18 protein-coding genes are annotated in these 22104 nt (G+C 63.2%); 5 read left to right on the top strand and 13 right to left on the bottom strand.

Annotation, left to right across the window (positions count from 1 at the left end; all coding sequences use genetic code 11):
- Positions 1 to 150: 150 nt before the first annotated feature.
- Positions 151 to 1800, bottom strand: coding sequence for an energy-dependent translational throttle protein EttA (gene ettA / locus EKH55_RS10685; protein ID WP_069461500.1), 1650 nt, complete (start codon positions 1798 to 1800; stop codon positions 151 to 153).
- Positions 1801 to 1918: 118 nt separating this feature from the next.
- Positions 1919 to 2692, bottom strand: coding sequence for a ribonuclease T2 (locus EKH55_RS10690; protein ID WP_151611485.1), 774 nt, complete (start codon positions 2690 to 2692; stop codon positions 1919 to 1921).
- A 235-nt stretch (positions 2693 to 2927) separates the two neighbouring features.
- Here EKH55_RS10690 and EKH55_RS10695 point away from each other — a divergent pair, with 235 nt between their 5' ends.
- The 3 genes from EKH55_RS10695 to EKH55_RS10705 are packed head-to-tail and all read left to right on the top strand — an operon-like array spanning position 2928 to position 6506.
- Positions 2928 to 3881: an alpha/beta fold hydrolase gene (locus EKH55_RS10695; protein ID WP_151611486.1), complete on the top strand. Its 954-nt coding sequence runs from the start codon at positions 2928 to 2930 to the stop codon at positions 3879 to 3881.
- On the top strand, positions 3878 to 4828 hold the full coding sequence (locus EKH55_RS10700) for a DMT family transporter (RefSeq protein WP_151611487.1): 951 nt from the start codon (positions 3878 to 3880) through the stop codon (positions 4826 to 4828). The genes EKH55_RS10695 and EKH55_RS10700 overlap by 4 nt, the downstream gene beginning before the upstream one ends.
- 31 nt (positions 4829 to 4859) lie before the next feature.
- Complete coding sequence (locus tag EKH55_RS10705) at positions 4860 to 6506, top strand: thiamine pyrophosphate-binding protein (RefSeq protein ID WP_069461496.1); 1647 nt, start codon at positions 4860 to 4862, stop codon at positions 6504 to 6506.
- Positions 6507 to 6641: 135 nt separating this feature from the next.
- Here the strand turns inward: EKH55_RS10705 and EKH55_RS10710 are convergent, their stop codons facing one another.
- Entirely contained in the window at positions 6642 to 6980 is a 339-nt protein-coding gene (locus EKH55_RS10710; protein ID WP_069461495.1) for a protein tyrosine phosphatase family protein, read from the bottom strand.
- 133 nt (positions 6981 to 7113) lie between these two features.
- A complete protein-coding gene (locus EKH55_RS10715) occupies positions 7114 to 7974 on the bottom strand; it encodes a DUF4432 family protein (RefSeq protein WP_069461494.1) in 861 nt (286 codons plus the stop codon).
- A gap of 250 nt (positions 7975 to 8224) precedes the next feature.
- Here EKH55_RS10715 and EKH55_RS10720 point away from each other — a divergent pair, with 250 nt between their 5' ends.
- Positions 8225 to 9646 (top strand): L,D-transpeptidase family protein, encoded by a 1422-nt coding sequence (locus tag EKH55_RS10720; RefSeq protein WP_151611488.1) that lies wholly within the window; start codon positions 8225 to 8227, stop codon positions 9644 to 9646.
- A 166-nt stretch (positions 9647 to 9812) separates the two neighbouring features.
- The gene (locus tag EKH55_RS10725; RefSeq protein ID WP_151611489.1) at positions 9813 to 11102 is read left to right on the top strand and encodes an NAD(P)/FAD-dependent oxidoreductase; all 1290 of its coding nucleotides are present in this window, start codon (positions 9813 to 9815) and stop codon (positions 11100 to 11102) included.
- 74 nt (positions 11103 to 11176) lie between these two features.
- Here EKH55_RS10725 and EKH55_RS10730 read toward each other — a convergent pair whose 3' ends face one another.
- From EKH55_RS10730 to EKH55_RS10770, 9 genes are all read right to left on the bottom strand, one after another.
- On the bottom strand, positions 11177 to 12694 hold the full coding sequence (locus tag EKH55_RS10730) for a methyl-accepting chemotaxis protein (protein WP_069461491.1): 1518 nt from the start codon (positions 12692 to 12694) through the stop codon (positions 11177 to 11179).
- A gap of 286 nt (positions 12695 to 12980) precedes the next feature.
- On the bottom strand, positions 12981 to 13697 hold the full coding sequence (locus tag EKH55_RS10735) for a ParA family protein (RefSeq protein WP_069461490.1): 717 nt from the start codon (positions 13695 to 13697) through the stop codon (positions 12981 to 12983).
- A 286-nt stretch (positions 13698 to 13983) separates the two neighbouring features.
- The gene (locus EKH55_RS10740) at positions 13984 to 15129 is read right to left on the bottom strand and encodes an iron-containing alcohol dehydrogenase (protein ID WP_069461489.1); all 1146 of its coding nucleotides are present in this window, start codon (positions 15127 to 15129) and stop codon (positions 13984 to 13986) included.
- Positions 15126 to 16511 carry an aldehyde dehydrogenase family protein gene (locus tag EKH55_RS10745; protein WP_069461488.1) on the bottom strand — a complete coding sequence of 462 codons (1386 nt, stop codon included), beginning with the start codon at positions 16509 to 16511 and terminating at the stop codon, positions 15126 to 15128. The genes EKH55_RS10740 and EKH55_RS10745 overlap by 4 nt, the downstream gene beginning before the upstream one ends.
- Positions 16512 to 16723: 212 nt before the next feature.
- Positions 16724 to 18094, bottom strand: coding sequence for a glutamine synthetase family protein (locus EKH55_RS10750; protein WP_069461487.1), 1371 nt, complete (start codon positions 18092 to 18094; stop codon positions 16724 to 16726).
- Between the two features lie 98 nt (positions 18095 to 18192).
- Positions 18193 to 19239, bottom strand: coding sequence for a TRAP transporter substrate-binding protein (locus EKH55_RS10755; protein WP_151611490.1), 1047 nt, complete (start codon positions 19237 to 19239; stop codon positions 18193 to 18195).
- A 106-nt stretch (positions 19240 to 19345) separates the two neighbouring features.
- Positions 19346 to 20671 (bottom strand): TRAP transporter large permease, encoded by a 1326-nt coding sequence (locus EKH55_RS10760; protein WP_151611491.1) that lies wholly within the window; start codon positions 20669 to 20671, stop codon positions 19346 to 19348.
- Positions 20668 to 21177, bottom strand: a complete 510-nt coding sequence (locus EKH55_RS10765; protein WP_151611492.1) for a TRAP transporter small permease subunit — start codon at positions 21175 to 21177, stop codon at positions 20668 to 20670. Before EKH55_RS10765 ends, EKH55_RS10760 begins: the two co-directional genes overlap by 4 nt.
- Positions 21178 to 21318: 141 nt before the next feature.
- On the bottom strand, positions 21319 to 22089 hold the full coding sequence (locus EKH55_RS10770; RefSeq protein ID WP_151611493.1) for an N-formylglutamate amidohydrolase: 771 nt from the start codon (positions 22087 to 22089) through the stop codon (positions 21319 to 21321).
- Positions 22090 to 22104: the final 15 nt, after the last annotated feature.

A 22104-nucleotide genomic window follows, 5' to 3' on the forward strand; every position in this document is an offset into this window, starting at 1 on the left:
GGCAACGGGATGGCGTTGGCAGACAGGCGGGCGAAAAGCTCCGCGGACCAGACGATACCGCATGGCCGCGCTTCTGAACCGCGAGGCCCAAGGCCTCGACCCTCATTCCTGTGCTTGTCACAGGAATGAGGCGCTGGGGGTGACCGCGCCCTAACGCGTCAGGCGCTTGTAGGTCACCCGTGTCGGGTTGACCGATTCGGGGCCAAGCCGGCGGATCTTGTCCTTCTCATAGTCTTCGAAGTTACCCTCGAACCACTCGACGTGGCTGTCGCCCTCGAAGGCGAGAATGTGGGTCGCGAGACGGTCGAGGAACATCCGATCGTGGCTGATGATCACGGCGCAGCCGGCGAAGTTCTCGAGTGCATCCTCGAGCGCGGCCAGCGTCTCGGTGTCGAGATCGTTGGTTGGCTCGTCGAGCAGGATGACATTGCCGCCGGATTTCAGCATCTTGGCGAGGTGCACCCGGTTGCGCTGGCCGCCGGAAAGCGTGCCAAGCTTCTGCTGCTGATCGCCTCCCTTGAAGTTGAAGGAGGAGCAATAGGCGCGCGAATTGACCTCGTGCTTGCCAAGCTTGATGACATCGTTGCCGCCGGAAATCTCTTCCCAGACGGTCTTGTTCGGGTCGAGCGCGTCGCGGCTCTGGTCGACATAGGCGAGCTGCACGCTGTCGCCGATGCGGAAGGAGCCGTCATCCGGCTGCTCCTGGCCGGTGATCATCCGGAAGAGCGTCGTCTTGCCGGCGCCGTTCGGACCGATGACGCCGACGATGCCGCCCGGCGGCAATTTGAAGCTCAGCCCATCGATCAGGAGCTGGTCGCCATAGCCCTTGGAAAGGTTGTCCGCTTCGATGACGACCTGGCCGAGCCGCTCGCCGACTGGGATGATGATCTGCGCGTCGCCCGGGCGCCGATCGGCCGCCGCCTTGACCAGCTCGTCATAGGCGCGGATACGGGCCTTGGACTTGGCCTGACGCGCCTTCGGGCTCGAGGAAATCCACTCCTGCTCGCGGCTGATCGCCTTCTGCCGGGTAGCCTCCTCCCGTCCCTCCTGCGCCATGCGCTTGGCCTTGGCTTGGAGATAGGCCGAATAGTTGCCCTCATAGGGAATGCCTCGGCCACGGTCGAGTTCGAGGATCCATCCGGTAACGTTGTCGAGGAAGTAGCGGTCGTGGGTGATCATCAGCACGGCGCCCGGATATTCGCGCAGGTGCTTTTCGAGCCAGGCGATCGTCTCGGCGTCGAGATGGTTGGTCGGCTCGTCGAGCAGCAGCAGGTCCGGCTGCGAGAGCAAGAGCTTGCATAGCGCGACGCGGCGCTTCTCACCGCCCGAGAGGTTATTGACGTCGGCGTCGCCCGGCGGGCAGCGCAGCGCATCCATCGCCATTTCCACCTGGCTGTCGAGGTCCCACAGGTTCTGGCTATCGATGATGTCCTGGAGCTTCGCTCCCTCTTCCGCCGTCTCGTCGGAATAGTTCATCATCAGCTCGTTGTAACGGTCGAGGATCGCCTTCTTGGCGGCGACGCCCTCCATGACGTTCCCGACCACGGTCTTTGCGGGGTCGAGTTGCGGCTCCTGCGGCAGGTAGCCGATCGTAGCGCCTTCCGCGACCCAGGCCTCGCCGGTATATTCATGGTCGAGGCCGGCCATGATTCTCAGGACCGTCGACTTGCCGGCCCCGTTCGGACCGAGGATGCCGATCTTGGCGTCCGGATAGAAGGACAGATGGATGTTCTCCAGGACCTTCTTGTTGCCGTAGGCCTTATTGAGCCCGGCCATGTGGTAGATGAATTGACGTGCCATAAAGCATGCTCCGCATCGGAAGGGGAATTTGGCCGCTATGTAGGCGAAATATGGTGGCTGGGCAATCCGCCAAAGGCTTTGCCCACGCCGATCCCTTGCTCGCGGAGTGCCGCTTCGATCAAGTCCGTTTGACGGCGGCCACGATCCCCTTCGCACATTTGAACTCGGTCGGTCCGGCCGCCTGGATCAGGTTCCGAAGATCCGCCCTGCCCGAAAATTCTCCGGTCAGGCCGATGGTGAGGCCTGTGATCACACTTCGCCCAGCCACCGTCTGGCAACGCATCCGCACCCGCTCCCCAGCACCGGCTCCGAAGCTTTTGTCGAATGCCGCCTTGATCTCGGCTTCGCCGACCTCGGCTCCGATCCTGCCGGCAAAGAGCGCCTGCACGGCGGACTCGTTCAACTGGTCGAGCAGACGAAGCTGCAAGGCGAAGTAATCCTCGGCATTTTCCGCCTGGCAGGTGCCGCTGCGCAGCCATTGGTGCCGGTCGAGGCCGGATTTCACGCCCGGCATGGCGACGAGCAGGCGCGCGGCCGTCTCGTCCGCCATGGCGAGCTTCGGCAAGTCGAGCCAGTCACCCTTGCGGTCGCGGCCCTTCAGTTCCGCCTCGACGCCGCAATAGCTCTTCCTGAGCGGCCACAGGCCGTGAAGCGAAAAATGCGTCGCGTCGACCCGCTCGGCCGCCTGCTCGGCGCACTCCTTGCGCGTCGGCCGCGTCTCGCAGAAACCCGGCTGCCAGCTGACCGCCAGGACATATTGCGTCCGGCCGGCTTCCACCGCCTCCCCGCCCCCGGCCGCCGCTTGTTCCTGCGCCGCCGCCGGAGATACAAGAACCAGACCCAGCACAAGCGCTGCAACCCGCGGTACACTCACCATTCCCCGCACTGCCATAATGGCCTCCATTGAAAAACAAAACGAGAACAAAAGAACAACAAAAGCGGGAAAATTGCAACCCCCTGCTGAAGGCGCCTTACAACACCCCGGAATTCTCCTGACCTCATGCGCAACAAGCAACAAGCGGCGATTGCCTTTGGCGGCCAAATCGATTTGATATCTCAGGGCAGATTTATGCTCGGCTCTTCCGCAAGGGCGTGGCGGTGCCGTGAGGAAATGTTCGGAGATTGGAATGTTCGGGCAGGTAAAAACGCTTCAAAGCCCGACGGGCGCTATGCTCGCCTGGCGCCACTGGCCTGCCTCTGGCGAACCGATCGCCATTCTGCTCGTCAGCCATGGCCTAGCCGAGCATTCCGGTCGCTACGCCCGCTTGGCAGAAGCCATCGCCGCCGACGGCATTCATATCTACGCCCATGACCACCGCGGACATGGTCATACGCGCGCACCCGACGCGCCGCCGGGGATGTTTGCCCGGAAGGGCGGCGTCGAAATGGTCATTGCCGACTTGCGCGCCGTGCGCGAGATGGCCGTCGCGCGTCACCCCAGTCTGCCGGTCATCCTCTTCGGACACTCCATGGGTGGCCTGATCGCCCTCAATGCAGCCGAAACGCATCCTCGATCCTATGATGCGCTCGCCGTCTGGAACTCCAATTTCCGACCGGGTTCTGCCGGCCGCGTGGCCCAGGCGATTCTCCGGATCGAGCGAATGCTGAAAGGCTCGGATGTGCCGAGCCCGATGCTTTCGCGTCTCACCTTCGGCGCCTGGGCTCAGGCTATCCCGAACCACAAAACCGCCTTCGACTGGCTGTCGCGGGACGAGGAAGAGGTTGCGAAATATATCGCCGATCCGCTCTGCGGCTTCGATGCCACCGTATCGCTGTGGATCGATCTCTTCATTCTCGTCTATGCCGGAGCGCGGGCGGACCGATTGGCGCGGCTCCCCGCGCGCCTTCCCGTTCACCTCGCCGGCGGTACCGCCGATCCGTCGACCGACGGCGGAGCGGCAATTCGCTGGCTTTGCGATCGCATGAAGGCGCGCGGGATGACGGACGTAACGGTCGCGATCCATGAGGGCATGCGTCATGAAACGCTGAACGAGCTCGGCCGGGAGAAGGCGACGCAAGACTTTGCCGCCTGGTGCCGGGACGCGGTGGGCGTGAAAGCCCCTACGGGCGCACTCTCATGAGCGATGTGGTCCTCTCCCGGTCGGCACCGGACCGCCGTGTCAGCTACGGCCTGATGCTGATGGTTCTTTCGGTGCTGATTTCGCCGGTGATCGACGTCTTCGCCAAGCTGGCGATCGCCACCGTCCCGTCGGCGGAGATCACCGCCGTGCGTTTCCTGCTGCAGGTCGTCTTCATTCTCCCTGTCGTCCTCTACCGGCGCACGATGCTCGATCTCACCTGGAAAAAAAGCGCGCTGCATGCGCTGCGCGGCGGTCTCCTCGTTCTGACCATGCTTTCCTTCATCACGACGCTCAAAGTGATGGAGGTGGCCGATGCTATCGCCATCTTCTTCGTCGAGCCGATCATACTCACCATTCTCGGCAGCATCTTTCTGAAGGAGACGATCGGCTGGCGGCGCTACACCGCCTGCGCCGTCGGCTTTTTCGGCGCCATGCTCGTGATCCAGCCGAGCATGCAGGAGGTCGGACCGATCGCGCTCCTTCCGATCGTCGCGGCTTTCACCCTCGCCGTCTTTCTGCTCCTCACCCGAATGGTCGCGCAAAACGAGGACCCCTGGTCGATGCAGTTCCATGCGGGCATCTGGGGCTGCCTTTTCTGCCTCGTGCTGCTGGCGTTCGGCCAAGGAACGGGCTCGAGCATCGTAGATCCCGTCTGGCCGGAAGGGCGCGTCTGGCTCTACCTGTGGGGTGTCGGCGTCGCTGCCACCGTATCCGGCGTGCTCGGCGTCTATGCCTATCGCGCCGCCCCCGCCTCGGTGCTCGCACCCTTGCAGTATCTGGAAATCGTGTCGGCGACGATCCTCGGTTGGCTCGTCTTCGGCGATCTGCCGGATGCGCTGAAGTGGCTCGGCATCGCCATCATCATCGGCTCCGGCCTCTATATCATCTGGCGCGAGCGACGGCTGCAGAAGACCGCCGGCACGCCGCCGGTCTCGCCGGCAATCTGAGGCGAAAAACAAAGCATTGGGAGGCGTTCGCATGAAAACGGGAGGGCAACTGGTCGTCGAGGCGCTGGTGGCGAACGGCGTGAAGCGCATATCCTGCGTACCGGGGGAAAGCTATCTGGCCGTGCTCGACGCGCTTTGCGACACCGATATCGACGTGGTCGTCTGTCGCCAGGAGGGGGGCGCCGCGATGATGGCGGATGCCTGGGGCCGGCTGACCGGCGAGCCCGGCATCTGCATGGTTACCCGCGGCCCCGGCGCAACGAACGCGTCTGCCGGCCTCCACATCGCCCGGCAGGACTCGATCCCGATGATCCTGTTTATCGGCCAGGTCCAGCGTGACGCCCGCGAGCGCGAAGCCTTTCAGGAGATCGAATATCGCCGCGCCCTCACCGAGGTCGCGAAATGGGTCGGCGAGATCGACGACCCCGCGCGCATCCCGGAATTCGTCACCCGCGCCTTTGCCGCCGCCACCTCTGGCCGCCCCGGCCCGGTGGTGCTCACGCTGCCGGAGGACATGCTCACCGAGACCGCCAAAGCCCCCGCCGCACGCGCCTACCAGCCGGTCGAAAGCCATCCGGGACCAGGTCAGATCGCCCGCCTCGAGGCGCTCCTCACGGAAGCGAAACGACCGATCGCCATTCTCGGCGGCACCCGCTGGACGGCTGACAGTGTCGCCGAATTCCAGCATTTCGCCGAGCGCTGGCATCTGCCGGTCGGGTGCTCCTTCCGCCGCCAGATGCTGTTCGACCACCTGCATCCGGTCTATGCGGGCGACGTCGGCATCGGCATCAATCCGGCGCTTGCGGAGGAAATCCGGCAAGCCGATCTCGTTCTGCTCGTCGGCGGCCGCTTCTCGGAAATGCCCTCCTCCGGCTATACGCTGATCGATGTGCCTTATCCGAAACAGACGCTGGTCCATGTGCATCCCGATCCATCCGAAATCGGACGCGTCTATCGCCCGGATCTCGCAATCGCCGCGAGCCCCCGCGATTTCGTCGCCGCGCTCGAAATGGTGCGGCCTGCCGCAGACCCTTCCTGGTCCCCTCGCACGGCGGCCATGCACGCAGCCTATCTCCGATGGTCGACTCCGCCGGTGACGGGGCCGGGCAACGTCCAGATGGGGCCGATCATGAACTGGATCGAGGCCAACACTGACCCCGATACCATCTTCACCAATGGCGCCGGCAACTATGCCACCTGGCTGCACCGCTTTCATCGCTTCCGCCGTTACGGCACCCAGGCGGCCCCCACCTCCGGCTCCATGGGCTACGGCGTGCCGGCGGCGGTGGCGGCCCGTCACCTCCACCCCGACCGCGAAGTCATCTGCTTTGCAGGCGACGGCTGTTTCCTGATGCACGGCCAGGAATTCGCGACCGCGATTCAATATGCGCTGCCGATCATCGTGCTCGTTATCAACAACGGCATCTACGGCACGATCCGCATGCACCAGGAGCGTGAATATCCCGGCCGCGTCAGCGCGACGGATCTGACCAATCCGGACTTTGCCGCGCTTGCCCGCGCCTATGGCGGCCATGGCGAGACGGTGGAGCGGACGGAGGAATTTGCCGAAGCCTTTCTTCGGGCCCGCGCCAGCGGCAAGCCGGCGATCATCGAGATCAAGCTCGACCCGGAAGCGATCACGCCGACCCGCACCCTCAGCGAAATCCGTAAGGGTTGAGAAGAGACAACGCCGAACCTCGGCGCCAATCTTTGCATTTGAGGCACCCGCCCTTTTACCGCGCCTGCCTTCAGCAGAGACTCGGTCCTGTCATGCCGAAACCTCCATGCACGCCGGCTAACGGACGACGTGCCTTCAGCCGCGGATATGCAGCGTCTGCTGATAGACGGCGGTGGAGCGAGCCCCGGAACGGCAGTAGCCCAGCATCGGGCGCGGAAATTCGTCGAGTGCATCGACCATGCGGGTGACGGCGTCTGCCGTGACACCCATCGGGCCGATCGGGATATGGGTGATTTCCAATCCCAATTCCTCGGCACGCGCGGCGATCGCATCGAAGGTGGGTTGGTCGGGTACTTCGAAATCCGGACGGTGGCAGACGATGGACTTGAAGCCGAGCGCCTTGATCTCGTCGAGGTCCGCGACCGTGATCTGGCCCGCGACCGAATATTCATCGTTGATCTGGCGAATGTCCATGATGGCGTTTCCTCATGAGTCCTTTGCCTTGGTGTAGGCCGGGCGGCAAGCGGCGTCAATCGCCGGAGCGGGATGAGGAAAAGTGTGTGCGGTTTTCCGCCCGCATCCCGCTGAAACTAACGGAACATTGCTTTCAGGAGACCGCGAAGGCGAGCGCATAGTCGCGGCGCTCGCCCGGCTCCAGAAGGGCGAGTTCGCCGCCGGCAGCAAGCTCGGCCCGCTTCGCCAGCCGGTGCGACGCCGGCTCGATGCTGATCACATCGGCACTGCCGCGCTGGCAGCGCCAGATCTGCAGAAACGGCAGCGTCTCGGCCCGGAACCGGACGTGAAGGCTGCGGCCTGCAAGCCCCGGCAGCGCGACAAGCGAAACCTCCGCCCACCCGTCGCCGCCAGCGACGGCGGGCAAGCAGAAATGGGCGCTCTCCTCTGCGCCGAAGCGCCAGGCAAGCGAACCGCCCTCGACCGACGTGCTTTCGATCAGCGTTTCCGCGCCGAGGAGGCGGCCGGCGATGTTCATGTGATACATCATCATCGGCGCAAAGGCCGTAGCTCCGATATTGACGACTCGATCCTCGAGCAGCACGCCTCCACCATCCCGCTCGGCTCGCCAGCAGCGCTCGATCGCCGCCCTGCCGCCGCAGGCAAGTTCGACCTCGATGACGGCCGTGCACCGGTTGCCGGCGGAAGCCATGTCCGTTCTCGTCACCGGTGTCCCGCAGAGCGACCCATGCAGCGGATAACGCGCGCCGTCACCCCGGCCGGGGAACGGTTCCGGATGACGGATATGGTCGGGGCCGCACGTGAAGAAGAAACCGGCCAATGCGCGGTCGATCCGTGGATCTCCGTCGGAGGGAACTGCGTCGCCGGGCGACAGATCGACGCCGGCAACGACGAAGGCGGCGATATCAAGGGCAGACGATCGGTCGAGCAGGAGACAGACCTCGCCCCCAGGGCCTGCACTGTCTCCTTTCTTGGCGCCGGTCCCCACTTCCATCCGTTTACCCCCAGAATCAGCTGTAACGAGGGTAGAATAGCCTAACGGGACAGGTGTTTGCCCGGCACTTCCCCATGAACTATCCGGCACCGGAAAACGTTATGAATTCAAGAAACTCGGGGCGTGGCGGCGATCGGCCGTTGCGCTCGCTGGCAGGCTCGCCTAACGGATTTAAGGGAATGTTCATGATGAATTCATTTATTTCACATTAACGTCGAAATCGGCATGTACCGCCGCGAGGCAGCCCCGAATGAAAACAGGTTCTATCGTGACGTCAGCGACCCGCATTGGACTTTTGCTTCTCACCGCCGCCGGTCTTGTGGCCGTGGAGCTGGCGCCCGCGCATGCACAGGAAGGCTATCGCGGCTATTGGCACCGCGGCGATGTGATGCTCGTTACGCCCGAGGGTGACATTCTCGACTACATGCCCCGGGATGGCGAAGTGCACGCCGTGCGCGATCGCAGCGGCCGCACGGTTCTGATCGACGACTGGGGCAATATCGTTGCGACCGTCGTGCCGAATGACGGCTATGGCGTGCGCCGCCGCGGCTACGGCGTCGACGTCTATTCCAACCGGCGCGACCGCGGAGACGTCTACTCCGAGCCCGGCGAGTTTACCGGCACCGTCCCCGATTATCGCGATGTGACGCCGGCACCGGTGGAGCGCGAAGAGCTTCCGAACAGCCTGCCTTCGCTGACCGAGGGCGACCAGGCCGCCTATGATCCGCAATATGACGAACCGTTGAGGCAGCCTATGCCGCGGGCTGCCCCGGTAAAGGGCAAGTCCCAGGCGGAGATCGCGGCGCTGCAGGTTTTCCTTGACCGGGAAGGTTTTTCACCCGGCGTGATCGACGGCAGGATGGGGTCGAACGTCACCAAGGCGATCGAGGCCTGGCAGCAGGCAACCGGCGAAACGCTCGATCCCAACAACACCGAGGATATTCTCGAACGGCTGCGCTTCAACGGCGGTCTTCCGATCGCCACCTACACCATCACCGCGGCCGATGCGGCCGGGCCCTATGTCGCCTCGATTCCGGAAGATTACGCCCACAAGGCCCAGCTTCCGCACCTTTCCTTCACGTCCACCGCCGAGATGCTCGGCGAGAAATTCCATATGGACGAGAACTACCTGCGCGAACTCAATCCGGGTGTCGATTTTTCCATTCCGGGCACGACGATCAAGGTGATCAATCCGGGTCCGAATAAGACCGGCAAGGTGGCGCGGATCGTTGCCGACAAGGGGCGCAAGCAGGTTTTCGCCTATGATCAGGCCGGGAAGATGATTGCCGCCTATCCGGCGACGATCGGATCCGCCGACACGCCCTCGCCGACCGGCACCGTGAACGTCGAGCGGATCGCTTTCAATCCGGGCTACACCTACAACCCGAAGATCAATTTCAAACAGGGCGCGAACGATAAGATCCTGAACCTGCAGCCTGGCCCGAACGGCCCGGTGGGCACCGTCTGGATCGCGCTCTCCAGGCCGACCTACGGCATTCACGGAACCCCGGATCCGTCCAAGATCGGCAAGACGCAGAGCCATGGTTGCGTGCGGCTGACCAACTGGGATGCGACCGAACTCGGCAAGATGGTAAGCCCGGGCGTCACCGTCGAATTCGTGGATGAGCCTGGGGCGCAGATGTCAGGGGATGTCTTCAGTCCTTATCAATAACACGCCGCCGGACTGGGCGGAGCCGCACGGAGCATTCTCGCCCCGCTTTTGCCGCTTCGTCCGGTATCGTCAGCCTTCATGACTTCATGAAACATTGTCATGAAAATGTTTGCCACATTCGCTCTATCACAGGCAAAGAACCCCGGCTGACAAAGGAATATCCGCGATGGCGACGGAGCGCCTCCTTCCCAATCTCTGGCATGCGACGGCACCGGCTGCCCCCGCAACCGCACCCCTAACGGGGGAATTGAGGTGCGATGTGGCGATCATCGGCGGCGGCTTCACCGGCCTCTCAGCCGCCCTGCATCTCGCCGAGATGGGCGTGAAGGCGGTGGTGATCGAAGCCCGGGCCATCGGCCATGGCGGCTCGGGCCGCAATGTCGGTCTCGTCAATGCCGGCATGTGGGTGAAACCCGACGACCTCATCGCCACACTCGGAACCGAAGCCGGAAACCGTCTGCTGCATGAACTCGGCGACGGCCCGTCGCTCGTCTACGAGCTCGTCGCCAGACACGGTATCGCATGCGAAGCAGTGCGCAACGGAACGCTGCACATGGCCGCCGGCGCCGAGGGATTGAAAGAGATCCGCGAGCGCGAGGCGCAGTGGCGGAAGCGCGGCGCGCCCGTCGAGGTGCTGCCGGCCGAGAAGGCGCATGCGCTTTCCGGCGCCGAAGGTTTCACCGGCGCCCTGCTTGACCGGCGAGCCGGCACGATCCAGCCGCTCGCCTATGCACGGGGGCTCGCCGCTGCGGCGATCGCCGCCGGCGCCGAGATCTTCACCGACACGCCGCTCCTGGCCGCCGAACGCACGGGTGACCTCTGGAAACTCGAGGCCGGTCGCGGCACGCTTACGGCCCGATATGTCATCGTCGCCACCAATGCCTATGGCGCGCTGGTGAACAGCGCGCCATGGAAGGCGCAGACGCAGGAACTGACGATCCTTCCCTTTTTCCAGTTCGCGACCAATCCGCTTGCCGACGGCATCGCCGAACGCATCCTGCCCGAGCGCCAGGGAGCCTGGGACACCGGCCTCGTGATGACGTCGTTCCGCATGGATCAGCAGAATCGGCTGATCTTCGGTTCCATCGGTCGGCTCGACGCGATGGCGGAAGGCACCCACCGCGCCTTTGCCGCCCGCGCGGTGCGCAGACTCTTCCCCTATGTAGGCGATTTCCGCTTCGAATATTGGTGGGATGGCCGCATCGGGATGACCACCAACAACCTGCCGGTCATGCACAAGCTCGCGCCCGGCGTCGTTTCGATCAGCGGCTACAACGGCCGTGGCATTGCGCCCGGAACCGTCTTCGGCCGCGCGCTTGCCCGCTACGTCTCCGGCGACATCTCGGCAATTCCGCTCACCGAAACCCCGATCATGCCGGACCCATGGCGGAACCTGAAGTCCGCCTTCTACCACGCCGGCGCCCAGGCCAAGCACTTCATCGACCGGCGTTTCTAGGGGCGCCATCTCCGCCACCCCGGGGATCCCTGTGCTCGTCAGGGGAGTTTACGTAGGCCGGCCTCTTCGACGACCTACGCAGCGGCCTGGTACCCGGACGTCCCCGGCTTGGCGCTGCCCGAGGTACGGAAGGCGCTGAGGCGTAGGGCGATCTGCTCGACCTCCGTCGTCAGCGCCTGGCTCGAGGCGTTCGCCTGTTCCACCATCGCCGCGTTCTGCTGAGTGATCGTATCCATTTGAGTAAGGGCGCTGTTGACCTCCTGCAGGCCCGTCGCCTGTTCGGCGGTACTGGCCCTGATCGAGCCGAAAACCGAACTTACCTCCACAACCTGCGCCACAATCTGCTGCAGCGATTGCGCCACCTTGTTGACCGAGGCAACGCCGTCTTCCACCTGCTCGCGCGATTTCGCGATCAAGGATTGGATGTCCTTGGCCGCATCGGCGCAGCGTTGCGCAAGGGCGCGCACCTCGGACGCAACGACGGCGAACCCCCTGCCGGCATCGCCCGCACGCGCCGCCTCGATTCCGGCATTGAGCGCCAGGAGATTGGTCTGGAAAGCGATCTCGTCGATGACGTCGACGATCCGGGCGATGCTCGTCGACGAGGTTTGGATTTCCTGCATCACGCCGATGGCGTGGTTGACGACCTCGCCGCTCTGCTCGGCATTCGAACGCGCTGCCATAACCGTCGAGTTGGCCTGGTCGGCGCCCTCGGCCGTCTGGCGCACGGTACGGGTGACCTCTTCGATCGCGGCGGCGGTTTGCTCGAGATTGGCGGCCTGGCGTTCCGTTCGCTTGGAAAGGTCATCGGCCGCCGCGGCGATTTCCTTGGCGTTCACATGAATCTGGCTGGCACCGGCGCCGATGCCGCCGATGGCCTGCCCAAGTTCCGCGATCGCATGGTTGAAATTCTCGCCGAGTTCCCTGTAGGCCTCGGGCAGATTGGAGTCGACCCGCGCCGTCAGATCGCCGTCGGAAATCCTGGCCAGCGCCGCGCCAAACGTGCGACCCACCAGCTCCCGCTCTCCGGCAAGTGCCTCCTCCTGCACCGCGCGCTGCTTCGTCAGGTCCGAGGCGTTCATATAGACGGAGATCGAGAGGTCCATGTCGAGGAAGATGCCCTTGATGAGGCTTGCGATCATCGCCCCCATTTCTTCTGCGGAGATCTTTTGGCGCGAGAACGCACCGCCCTTCGGCCAATGCGCCTTCACGACCTCGCCGATCAGATGCTCCGCGATCAGCGCGTAACCGCCGATATACCAGCGCGGATCCAGGCCAATCTTGGCATGGACCTGTCCAATGGTACGCACCTTGGCGCCGTATTCGTCATTGAAGTCGCCGTCAACGATATTCGCCCAATGACCGACCTGTGCGCCCTTGGCAGCCTTCATGTGGGCGTCGGACGAGAAGAAGCGGTTCGTTTCCGGCGTCTGCCGCACCTTGGCGTAGAAGCGGTCGAGCGCAGGTCCGAGCGCCGTCTGCAAGACGGGCTTCAACGCCCTGAGCTTCGCTCTCGCGGCATCATCCAGTGCCATGAACTCGAGGCGGCCGGCAAGATCGTTGTTGCCGCGTCCGGCTTGTTCCGTATTCATCCGCAAACTTCCCTGCGTACAAAGGTCTCTCAATGGATCATGGAAGGTTCGGAACCGAGGATGTCGACGGCATCCGGGGGAACCACCTGTCGGCCGCTTTCATGGCGGCCGCCCCAAAGACGAGGCGACGGCGCAGGCTCACTTTCCGTAGAATGGGGTTAAAGTAACAGGGTAAAGGAAGCCTTACGGCAGGTCGTATTCGCTCGCTTCTGCGCGAAAATCTCAACCGGAATTGAAACTCGTCAAACCCGGTCGAAATTCGGGAGGAACACTCCTGGATGAGATATCAGGCGGCGCGCGGCAAAGCCCAGTGCAGGCGCAAGGCAAGGGAGCGGCGAACGCGCATGGGGAGGATCTCCTGCACTTCGCGGGCAAGCGCAAAGGCATTTTCGCGCGCCTTGTCAAGATTGCTGACGCGGTCTGCATCCATGGTCTGCAGCGTTCCGCCGCATTCGAAGATCTCGCGATAGGCGGCACGCTCGACGATCGGGGTGTCGAGGACGGAAACGCCGCGGGCGGCGAGCAGGGCCTTGATCGTCTGCAGCGCCCGGGTGGTGACCAGCGAGCTGACGCGCGTCAGTACCACCGCGTGGTTGATGCGCGTCCTCGCCTTCTCTTCGATCTGGCGGATGAGTTCGAGGATCTGCACCGCGCCGCGCGCATCCATGGCGCAGCCCTGAACCGGGATCAGCACCTGATCGGAAAGCCCGAGCGCCAATGCGACGATCGCGTCCTTCGCGCCGGCAAGATCGATCACGATGAAATCGACCTCATCCTTGAGTTCGCGGATGTGGCAGGGCAGAGAGGCCGGCGTGATGTGCGAAATCACTTCGAGATTGGGGATGTTGCCGGAAAGCTCGAACCAGTTGGTGATCCAGCGCTGCGGATCCGCGTCGAGAATAACCACGCGGCTTCCCTGTCGGGCAAGTTCCGTTGCCAGGATCAGAGCCGCCGTCGTTTTGCCGGCGCCACCCTTCGCATTGGCGAGTGTAATGACCGCCATCTTCCACCTCGTTCTTTCGATGCTCCATCCCCCCGCGCCTCGGGGCAGATTCGATTAACGGAACCTTTCAGAACATGGTTAACAAAATGGAAATTTGCGACTGCCAAAGATTAACCGCGGCGCTGCCGCTTCAGGCCCTTGCACGCAAGAAAGCCCGGGAAATCAGCGCTTTCCCGGACCTTAAAGAAATTAACGCATCGGCCCGAAGATCGTACCGATTGTCGGAAAGCCCGACGCGCAAATTCAAAGAGTTGCAGCGATCTTTGCGCGTCTGAAAGACACGCGATCAGATACACTCGACAAAGAGCTTCCTTGCCGATTCGAGCGTCAGTTCCACCGGATTGCCGCCGGCCGTCGGATCGACGATCGCCATTTCCGCCATTTCGTCGATGCGGTCGGTCCCGACCCCGAGGGCCGCGAGACTGTCCGGAACGCCGAGTTCCTCGCGCAGTTGCAGCACATAGTCGTAGAAGCCGTCAAAGCCGCCGGCAATGCCGAGATAGGCGGCGGCGCATGCGATCTTTTCCTCGATCGCCGGGCGGTTGAAGCGCAAGACCGGCGGCATCACGACGGCATTGGTCATGCCGTGATGGGTGTTGTAGATGGCGCCGACCGGATGGGAGAGCGAATGGATGGCGCCCAGCCCCTTCTGGAAGGCGACCGCCCCCATTGCCGCCGCGCTCATCATATGGGCGCGAGCCTCGATATCGGCGCCATCCTTGTAGGCGCGCGGCAGGTACTCCTTGACGAGCCGCATGCCTTCGAGCGCGATGCCGGCCGACATCGGGTGGTAGAACGGTGAGGAATAGGCTTCCAGGCAGTGGGCAAAGGCATCCATGCCCGTGCCGGCCGTGATCACCTTCGGCATGCCGACCGTCAGTTCCGGATCGCAGATCGTCACCGCCGGCAGGAATTTCGGGTGGAAGATCACCTTCTTCACATGGGTCTGCGAATTGGTGATGACGCTTGCACGGCCGACTTCCGAGCCGGTGCCAGCCGTGGTCGGCACCGCGACGATCGGCGCAATGCCCTCGACATTCGCGCGCGTCCACCAATCGCCGACATCTTCGAAATCCCAGACCGGCCGCGTCTGGCCGGCCATGAAGGCGATGCATTTGCCGAGATCGAGGCCGGAGCCGCCGCCGAAGGCGACGACGCCGTCATGGCCGCCATCCTTGAAGGCCTTGATGCCGGCCTCGAGATTGACGTCGTTCGGATTCGGATCGACCTCCGCGAAGATCGCGCGGCCGAGACCGCCGGCGTCGAGGATATCGAGTGCGCCTTGCGTGATCGCCATCGGCGCGAGGCCGCGATCGGTGACGAGCAGCGGCTTCCTCATGCCGACGGCCTTGCAATGGTCGGCAAGCTCCTTGATCCGGCCGGCACCGAACTTGATGGCCGTCGGATAGCTCCAGTTGGCAATGATCGTCATGCTGTCACTTTCTTCAGGTGATAGGATTTGGGACGGGTAAGATTCTGGAAGCCGATGACGGAGAGCGATCCGCCGCGGCCCGTTTCCTTGACGCCGGTCCAGCAGAGCGCCGGGTCGAGATAGTCGGCCCGGTTCATGAACACCGTGCCGGTCTCGAGCTCGCCTCCGATCCGGGCGGCACGTTCGGCGTCCTTCGTCCAGAGCGAGGCCGTCAGGCCATACCGGCAATCATTCATCAGTTCGATCGCCTGCGCATCGGTCTTCACCTTCATGATGCCGACGGCCGGGCCGAAGGTCTCCTCGCGCATGAACGCCATCGAGTGGTCGACATCGACGAGAAGCTGCGGCGCGAGATAGGCACCGCCGTCGTCCTCGGGGAAGAGCTTCGGATCGATCAGCGCCTTTGCCCCCTTCGACACCGCATCGGCGATCTGGCCGCGCACCGTCTCCGCGAAGCGCCTGTTGGCCATGGGACCGAGCGTCGTTTCCGGGGCAAGCGGGTTGCCGAGCTTGTAATTGGACACCCAGGCGACGGATTTTTCGACAAAGGCATCATAGAGCGACTCGTGCACATAGATGCGTTCGATGCCGCAGCAGCATTGGCCGGAATTATAGGTGGCGCCGTCCATCAGCGTATCGACCGCCGCGTCGAGATCGGCATCCTCCATCACATAGCCCGGATCCTTGCCGCCGAGTTCGAGCCCGAGGCCGGTGAAGGTGCCGGCCGCCGCGCGCTCGATCGAGCGCCCGCCTTCGACCGAACCGGTGAAATTGATGAAGTCGAAGCTCTTGGCGGCAATGAGCGCCGCCGTCGTCTCGTGGTCCAGGAACAGGTTCTGGAAGACGTCCTCCGGCACGCCGGCCTCGACAAATGCGCGCACCAGGCGCTCGCCGACGAGGATCGTCTGGCTCGCATGCTTGATCACGACCGTATTGCCGGCCATCAGCGCCGGAGCGACGGTGTTGATCGCCGTCATATAGGGGTAGTTCCAGGGCGCGATGACGAAGACGACGCCATGCGGCTCGCGTTCGATGCGCCGCTCGAAGCGCTCGCTCTCTTCGACGACAAGCGGCTTCAAAGCGTCGCTAGCAATGGAAGCGACATAGTTGGAGCGCTCATTGAAACCCTTGAATTCGCCGCCATAGCGGACCGGCCGACCCATCTGCCAGGCAAGTTCCGGCACCACCTCGTCGGCCATGTCGTTGAGCCTTGCGACGCCGGCAAGCACCAGCTTGACCCGTTCGTCAAGCGGCCGTTTCGCCCACGCCTTCTGTGCGAGCCGCGCTTTCGCCACCGCCTCCTTGGCACGCTCCAGCGGCATGGCCGGGCGCTCGGCATAGACCTCGCCATTGACCGGCGAAATGCATCTGATCATCGTCATGATCGCCTTCCTGCTTTCCTGTTCGACTAATCTTTCGCGAGTTACCCCTCCCCAACCCCTCTCCACAAGGGGGAGGGACTTAACCTGCGGCACCGCCTTTTGACAGTAACTCGGCCGTGCCGCTTGCGGCGGCGCTGAGTTGGTCACGAAGGTGACGTCAGCAAGCCCCTCACCCCTTGTGGAGAGGGGTTGGGGAGGGGAAATTCAGGCACCTACGCCCGCTCGAAGCCGCGCGCGACCTCCCAATCGGTGACGCGCCGGTCGTATTCCTCCTGCTCCCAGCGGGCCGCGCGCGTATAATGGTCGACGACGTCATCGCCGAATGCGGCCCTCAGCATCTCCGATCCGCTCAGCAAATCGGCCGCTTCCCTCAACGTGTGCGGAATTTCGCGCACGTCCTTGCCGTGATAGGCATCGCCGACGAAGGGCGCCTCCAGTTCCAGCTTGTTTTCGATCCCCGCGATGCCAGCCGCGAGCAAAGCGGCGAAGGCGAGATAGGGATTGAGGTCGGAACCGCCGACGCGGCACTCGATGCGGATCCCCTTGGTGCCGTCGCCGCAGAGGCGGTAACCGGCCGTGCGGTTGTCCTTGCTCCAGATCGCCTTGGTCGGCGCGAAGGTGCCGGCCATGAAGCGCTTGTAGGAATTGATGTAGGGGGCAAGAAAATAGGTAATATCGCTCGCATGAGCGAGTAACCCGGCAACATAGTGACGCATCAGCTCGGACATGCCGTAGCGGCCGTCCTTGTCGTAGAACATCGGCGTCTCGCCGTCGGCACTCCACAGCGACTGGTGAATATGCGACGAGGAGCCGGCGGCCGAGTAGTTCCACTTGGCAAGGAAGGTGATCGCCTTGCCACGCTGCCAGGCGATCTCCTTGCAACCGTTCTTGATGATTGTATGGCGGTCGGCCATCGTTAGCGCATCCGCATAGCGGACGTTGATCTCTTCCTGGCCGGCGGACGCCTCCCCCTTGGAGTTTTCCACCGGAATGCCAGCGCCCTGCAGGCCGTTGCGGATCGCCCGCATCACGTCCTCTTCCTTGGTCGTCTGGAAAATGTGGTAGTCCTCGTTGTAGCCGCTGACGAGCTGCAGGTCGCGGTATCCGGAGAGCCGCGCATCGTCATAGGATTGGTCGAAGAGGAAGAATTCGAGCTCGCTCGCCATGAAGGCCTTGAGGCCCATCCCTTCGAGCCGCGCAACCTGTTTCTTCAGGATGGCGCGCGGCGAATGCGCCACCTCCGTATGGGTGTCGTGGTCGAGCACGTCGCAGATGACGAGCGCCGTTCCTTCGAGCCAGGGAATGCGCCGCAGCGTCGCAAGGTCAGGCTTCATCGTATAGTCGCCATAGCCCTTTTCCCAGCTCGTCGCCCTGTAGCCCTGGACCGTCTCCATCTCCAGGTCGGTTGCGAGCAGATAGTTGCAGCTATGCGTTTCCTTCCAGGCGCTCTCGACGAAATACTGGGCATGAAAGCGCTTGCCCATCAGGCGGCCCTGCATATCGACCTGGCAGGCGAGCACCGTGTCGATGCGGCCCTCGGCCACGTCTTTCTTCAAATCATCGAATGTATAGTTCGCGCTCATGGAGAAGTCCTGGTTCCGGTGTCGATCCGGTTTGCGTTGGCCCGTCGGCATCCGGGACCGCGGTGCCGCCCCGGATGCGAAGTTGGTGACGATCGTGATCAGCTGTAGCGGTAGGGCGGACCTGCCTTCTCCATCACGTCACGATATTTCTTGAGGATCTCGACGACCTTGACCGCGCGCGGGCTGGTGGCCGCGATCTCATCCCAGAACTTCAGCGCTTCCTGTTCCACGGTCTTCCATTCCTCGTCCGGAATGGTCGTCAGTTCGAGCTTGGTGCCTTCGGCGCGCAACTGCGCCTCGCCGCCCCAGTACCAGTGCTGGCGATAATAGTGCGAGGAGTCGATGCAGAGACGGAACAGCGTCTTGAGATGCTCGGGAACCTCGTTCCAGCGGGCGGAGTTTGCGAAGAACGAACCGCACCAGGCGCCGGAGATGTTGTTGGTGAGGAAATACTTGGTCACGTCCGCCCAACCGACCGTGTAGTCCTCGGTGATGCCCGACCAGGCGAGACCATCGAGTTCGCCGGTCTGCATGGCGACCTGAACGTCTTCCCAAGGCAACGTCACCGGCACGACCCCGAAGCGCGTCAGGAATTTGCCGGCCGTCGGGAAGGTGAAGATGCGCAGGCCCTTCAGATCCTCGAGCGACTTGACCGGCTTGACGGTCGCGAAGTTGCAGGGGTCCCAGGACCCGGCAGATAACCAGGTGACACCCTCGACCTCGCCATAGGCCTCGGCCCAGATTTCGTTGAGGCCGTATTGGTGGAAGAGCGTCGGCACGTCGAGGCTGTAGCGCGAGGCAAAGGGGAAATAGCCGCCGAATACCTTGATGTCGACCGGCGAGGCCATGGAATCGTCGTCGCTCTGGACGGCATCGATCGTGCCCGCCTGCATGGCGCGGAAGAGTTCGCCCGTCGGCACCAGCTGGTCGGAGGTATAGAGATCGATCTGCATCTCGCCATTGGCCGCCTTGTTGAAGGCGTCGATCGCCGGCTTGATGACGTGCTCGGCGAGCGCCGGGCCGGCATAGGTCTGCAGGCGCCAGGTGATCTTGCCCTGCGCGCGCACGGCCGGCGCCGCCAGCGCCGTGGTGCCGGCGGCGGCAGCGAGCCCCGCCTTCTTCAGAAAATCGCGTCTGTTGGTCATCTTTCTGTTTCCCTCTTTCCTGGTTCAGTTGCACTTCTTCTATTTATTGGAGCCCTGCACCAGCGGAGAGGGCTCAATGTCTTGCGGCGCAATGCGCCGCCTCCCGTCAGCCCCTCACATAGACGTGCTGCGGCAACCAGAGTGCGATCTCCGGAAAGGCCGTCACGATCGCCAGCCCCACCATCATGACAAGGACGAAGGGCAACACCGATTTGTAGATATCCGCCAGGGTGATCTCGGGTGGCGCCATGGCCCGCATCAGGAACAGGTTGTAACCGAATGGCGGGGTCATGTAGGCGATCTGGCAGGTGATCGTGTAGAGCACCCCGTACCAGATGAGATCGAATCCGAGGCTGCCGACGAGCGGTATGTAGAGCGGCGCCACGATGACCAGCATCGCCGTGTCGTCGAGGAAGGTGCCCATGAGGATATAGGAGATCTGCATCAGGATCAGCACCTCCCAGGGACCAAGGCCCCATTTCTCCAGGAACAGGTACTCGATTGCCTTGACCGCACCGAGACCGTCGAAGACGGCGCCGAAGCACAGCGCCGCCAGGATGATCCACATGAACATGCAGGAAATCCCGAGCGTCTGCTCCACCGTCCGGTCGAACACACGCCAGGTCAGCCGTCCTTTGACCCAGGCCGCCACGAGCGCGGACATCGCACCGACAGCCGAGCTTTCGACGAGGCTGGTGATGCCCAGGACGAAGAGGCCCATCATCAGGAAGAAGATCATGAAGGGCAGGATGCCGGCTCTGAGCAATTTGAGCTTCTCGGCGAGCGGAAGATCTCGTTCCTCCTTCGGCAGCGCCGGCCCGAGATGCGGCTGGATCTTGCAGCGGATGACGACATAGAGCGAAAACAGAAACGCCAGAAGCAGGCCAGGGAAGACACCGGCGAGCCAAAGCTGTCCGACCGGCTGGCGGGCGATCATGCCATAGAGCACCAGCACCACGCTCGGCGGCACCAGGATGCCGAGTGAGCTGCCCGCCTGGATGACGCCGGAGACCATGGTCTTGTCATAGCCGCGCCTCAACAGTTCCGGCAGCGCGATCGTCGCTCCGATCGCCATGCCGGCGACGCTGAGACCGTTCATGGCGGAGATGATGACCATGAGCCCGATGGTTCCGAGCGCCAGCCCCCCGCGCAATCCGCCCATCCAGACATGGAACATCTTGTAGAGGTCCTCGGCGATGCCGGACTCCGACAGCATGTAGCCCATGAAGATGAAGAGCGGCAGGGTCAGAAGAGGATACCACTTCATCAGCTTCATCGAGGCGGCAAAGGCCATTTCGAAGCCGCCGTCGCCCCACAGGAATGCGGCGGCGACCACGCCGACGAAACCGATCGCGGCGAAGACGCGCTGACCGGTCAGCATCGTCATCATCATCGACGAGAACATCGTGAAGGCGATCATTTCGTAGCTCATGCGAGCGGCCTCCCGATGGCGTGGGCAAGGTCTTTGATGAAGATGGATGTCGCCTGGAGGAAGGTCAGCACGATGCCGATCGTCATGATGACCTTGATCGGCGCCATATAGGGCGCCCAGGCCGAATAACTGGTCTCGCCATATTTCAACGCATAGGCGGTACTGGAAACGCCGCCGTAAAGCAGGAACGCCAGATAGACGAGCAGCAAGATGATGGTGACGGCATCGACTATGGCGCGTATGCGCAGCGTCCAGCGGCCATAGAGCAGGTCCATGCGGACGTGGCTGTCGAGCTGCAGCGAATAGGCCCCGCCCAGAAGATAATAGGCAGCCATGACGAACTGGGCCATTTCAAGGGTCCAGAGCGATGGCAACAGCCACGCCTTCGAAATCGATGAATAGAGCAGGATGCCCATCATCGCGAAAATCAGATACATGGTGGCCCTGCCGACGCGCCGATTGAATCCATCGACGACTCGGACATAGGTCTTCAGATATTCAGGCATGGCGGCAACCCCGCCGGGCGCATGCGTTATCCCCTCGAGGAAATGCGCCTCCCCGTGCTGTCCATCCAGGCATCGGCTGTCATTCTCCTGTTCAATAGATCACCGGTCATCACCGCGAGCGCTGCCGCTCCCCAGGGGCTTTTATTGTGCGGATAAGGCAGCCGCGCTCTTGGCGAGCAGCCCTTCCAGATAATCGGCCATGCCCCTTTGGCCGATCTCGTCGCGGATGAGATCGTTCCTGATCTCGATCATCACATTGGGCAGTCCGTAACGGACGCCGTATTCTATCAGACTGTGCGTCACCCCGTCCTGAGGACCGTATGGCTCGTTGCGGCGGACGTCATAAGTGCCATCCGCGGCCGCAATCGCCAGCATACGGTCGGCGAGCCGGCTGTCGGCATCATGGAGAATGCCAAGCTGCACGGCGCGCGGCCTGCCAAAATAGACCGGGGTGAAGCTGTGCATAGTGACGAGCACGGGCCTCCGCCCGCCCGCCTTGCGCTCGACCACGAAGCGCGACACGGCATCGTGAAAGGGCCGGTAGAGCTCGTCGACCCGCGCCCGGCGCTCGGCCCCGGACATCGTCCTGTTGCCCGGCACCTCGTAGATCTCGCTGGCGACTGGCATTGCGGCCTCCGATTCCGGCGGCCGGTTGCAGTCATAGGCAAGACGGGAGAACCGCTGATGGATCAGCGCGCCGTCAAGTTTTGCGGCGAGCAGATCGGCAACCGCAAGCGCGCCCGGATCCCAGGCGATATGGCTCTTGAGAACGTCCTCGGAGAGCCCGAGCGTCCCCAGTCGCTGCGGCAGGCGGCGCGACGCGTGCTCGCACAGGAAGACGAATTCTCCCTTTGCCTCCGCATTCGTGACGGTGACCGGATTGCCTTCGGCGTCAGTCAAAAGCCTTGTCACAACCGGCGCCCCCAT

This window comes from Sinorhizobium alkalisoli, assembly GCF_008932245.1.
Lineage (GTDB): Bacteria > Pseudomonadota > Alphaproteobacteria > Rhizobiales > Rhizobiaceae > Sinorhizobium > Sinorhizobium alkalisoli.

What these genes read in the sequence shown, in the direction of transcription:
- EKH55_RS10735 (WP_069461490.1), bottom strand. Translation starts at nt 13,697, where the DNA reads ATGGCGGTCATTACACTCGCCAATGCGAAGGGTGGCGCCGGCAAAACG.
- EKH55_RS10720 (WP_151611488.1), top strand. Translation starts at nt 8,225, where the DNA reads ATGAAAACAGGTTCTATCGTGACGTCAGCGACCCGCATTGGACTTTTG.
- EKH55_RS10740 (WP_069461489.1), bottom strand. Translation starts at nt 15,129, where the DNA reads ATGACGATCATTGCCAACTGGAGCTATCCGACGGCCATCAAGTTCGGT.
- EKH55_RS10690 (WP_151611485.1), bottom strand. Translation starts at nt 2,692, where the DNA reads ATGGCAGTGCGGGGAATGGTGAGTGTACCGCGGGTTGCAGCGCTTGTG.
- EKH55_RS10765 (WP_151611492.1), bottom strand. Translation starts at nt 21,177, where the DNA reads ATGCCTGAATATCTGAAGACCTATGTCCGAGTCGTCGATGGATTCAAT.
- EKH55_RS10755 (WP_151611490.1), bottom strand. Translation starts at nt 19,239, where the DNA reads ATGACCAACAGACGCGATTTTCTGAAGAAGGCGGGGCTCGCTGCCGCC.
- EKH55_RS10700 (WP_151611487.1), top strand. Translation starts at nt 3,878, where the DNA reads ATGAGCGATGTGGTCCTCTCCCGGTCGGCACCGGACCGCCGTGTCAGC.
- EKH55_RS10710 (WP_069461495.1), bottom strand. Translation starts at nt 6,980, where the DNA reads ATGGACATTCGCCAGATCAACGATGAATATTCGGTCGCGGGCCAGATC.
- ettA (WP_069461500.1), bottom strand. Translation starts at nt 1,800, where the DNA reads ATGGCACGTCAATTCATCTACCACATGGCCGGGCTCAATAAGGCCTAC.
- EKH55_RS10725 (WP_151611489.1), top strand. Translation starts at nt 9,813, where the DNA reads ATGGCGACGGAGCGCCTCCTTCCCAATCTCTGGCATGCGACGGCACCG.
- EKH55_RS10750 (WP_069461487.1), bottom strand. Translation starts at nt 18,094, where the DNA reads ATGAGCGCGAACTATACATTCGATGATTTGAAGAAAGACGTGGCCGAG.
- EKH55_RS10705 (WP_069461496.1), top strand. Translation starts at nt 4,860, where the DNA reads ATGAAAACGGGAGGGCAACTGGTCGTCGAGGCGCTGGTGGCGAACGGC.
- EKH55_RS10715 (WP_069461494.1), bottom strand. Translation starts at nt 7,974, where the DNA reads ATGGAAGTGGGGACCGGCGCCAAGAAAGGAGACAGTGCAGGCCCTGGG.
- EKH55_RS10760 (WP_151611491.1), bottom strand. Translation starts at nt 20,671, where the DNA reads ATGAGCTACGAAATGATCGCCTTCACGATGTTCTCGTCGATGATGATG.
- EKH55_RS10695 (WP_151611486.1), top strand. Translation starts at nt 2,928, where the DNA reads ATGTTCGGGCAGGTAAAAACGCTTCAAAGCCCGACGGGCGCTATGCTC.
- EKH55_RS10745 (WP_069461488.1), bottom strand. Translation starts at nt 16,511, where the DNA reads ATGACGATGATCAGATGCATTTCGCCGGTCAATGGCGAGGTCTATGCC.
- EKH55_RS10730 (WP_069461491.1), bottom strand. Translation starts at nt 12,694, where the DNA reads ATGAATACGGAACAAGCCGGACGCGGCAACAACGATCTTGCCGGCCGC.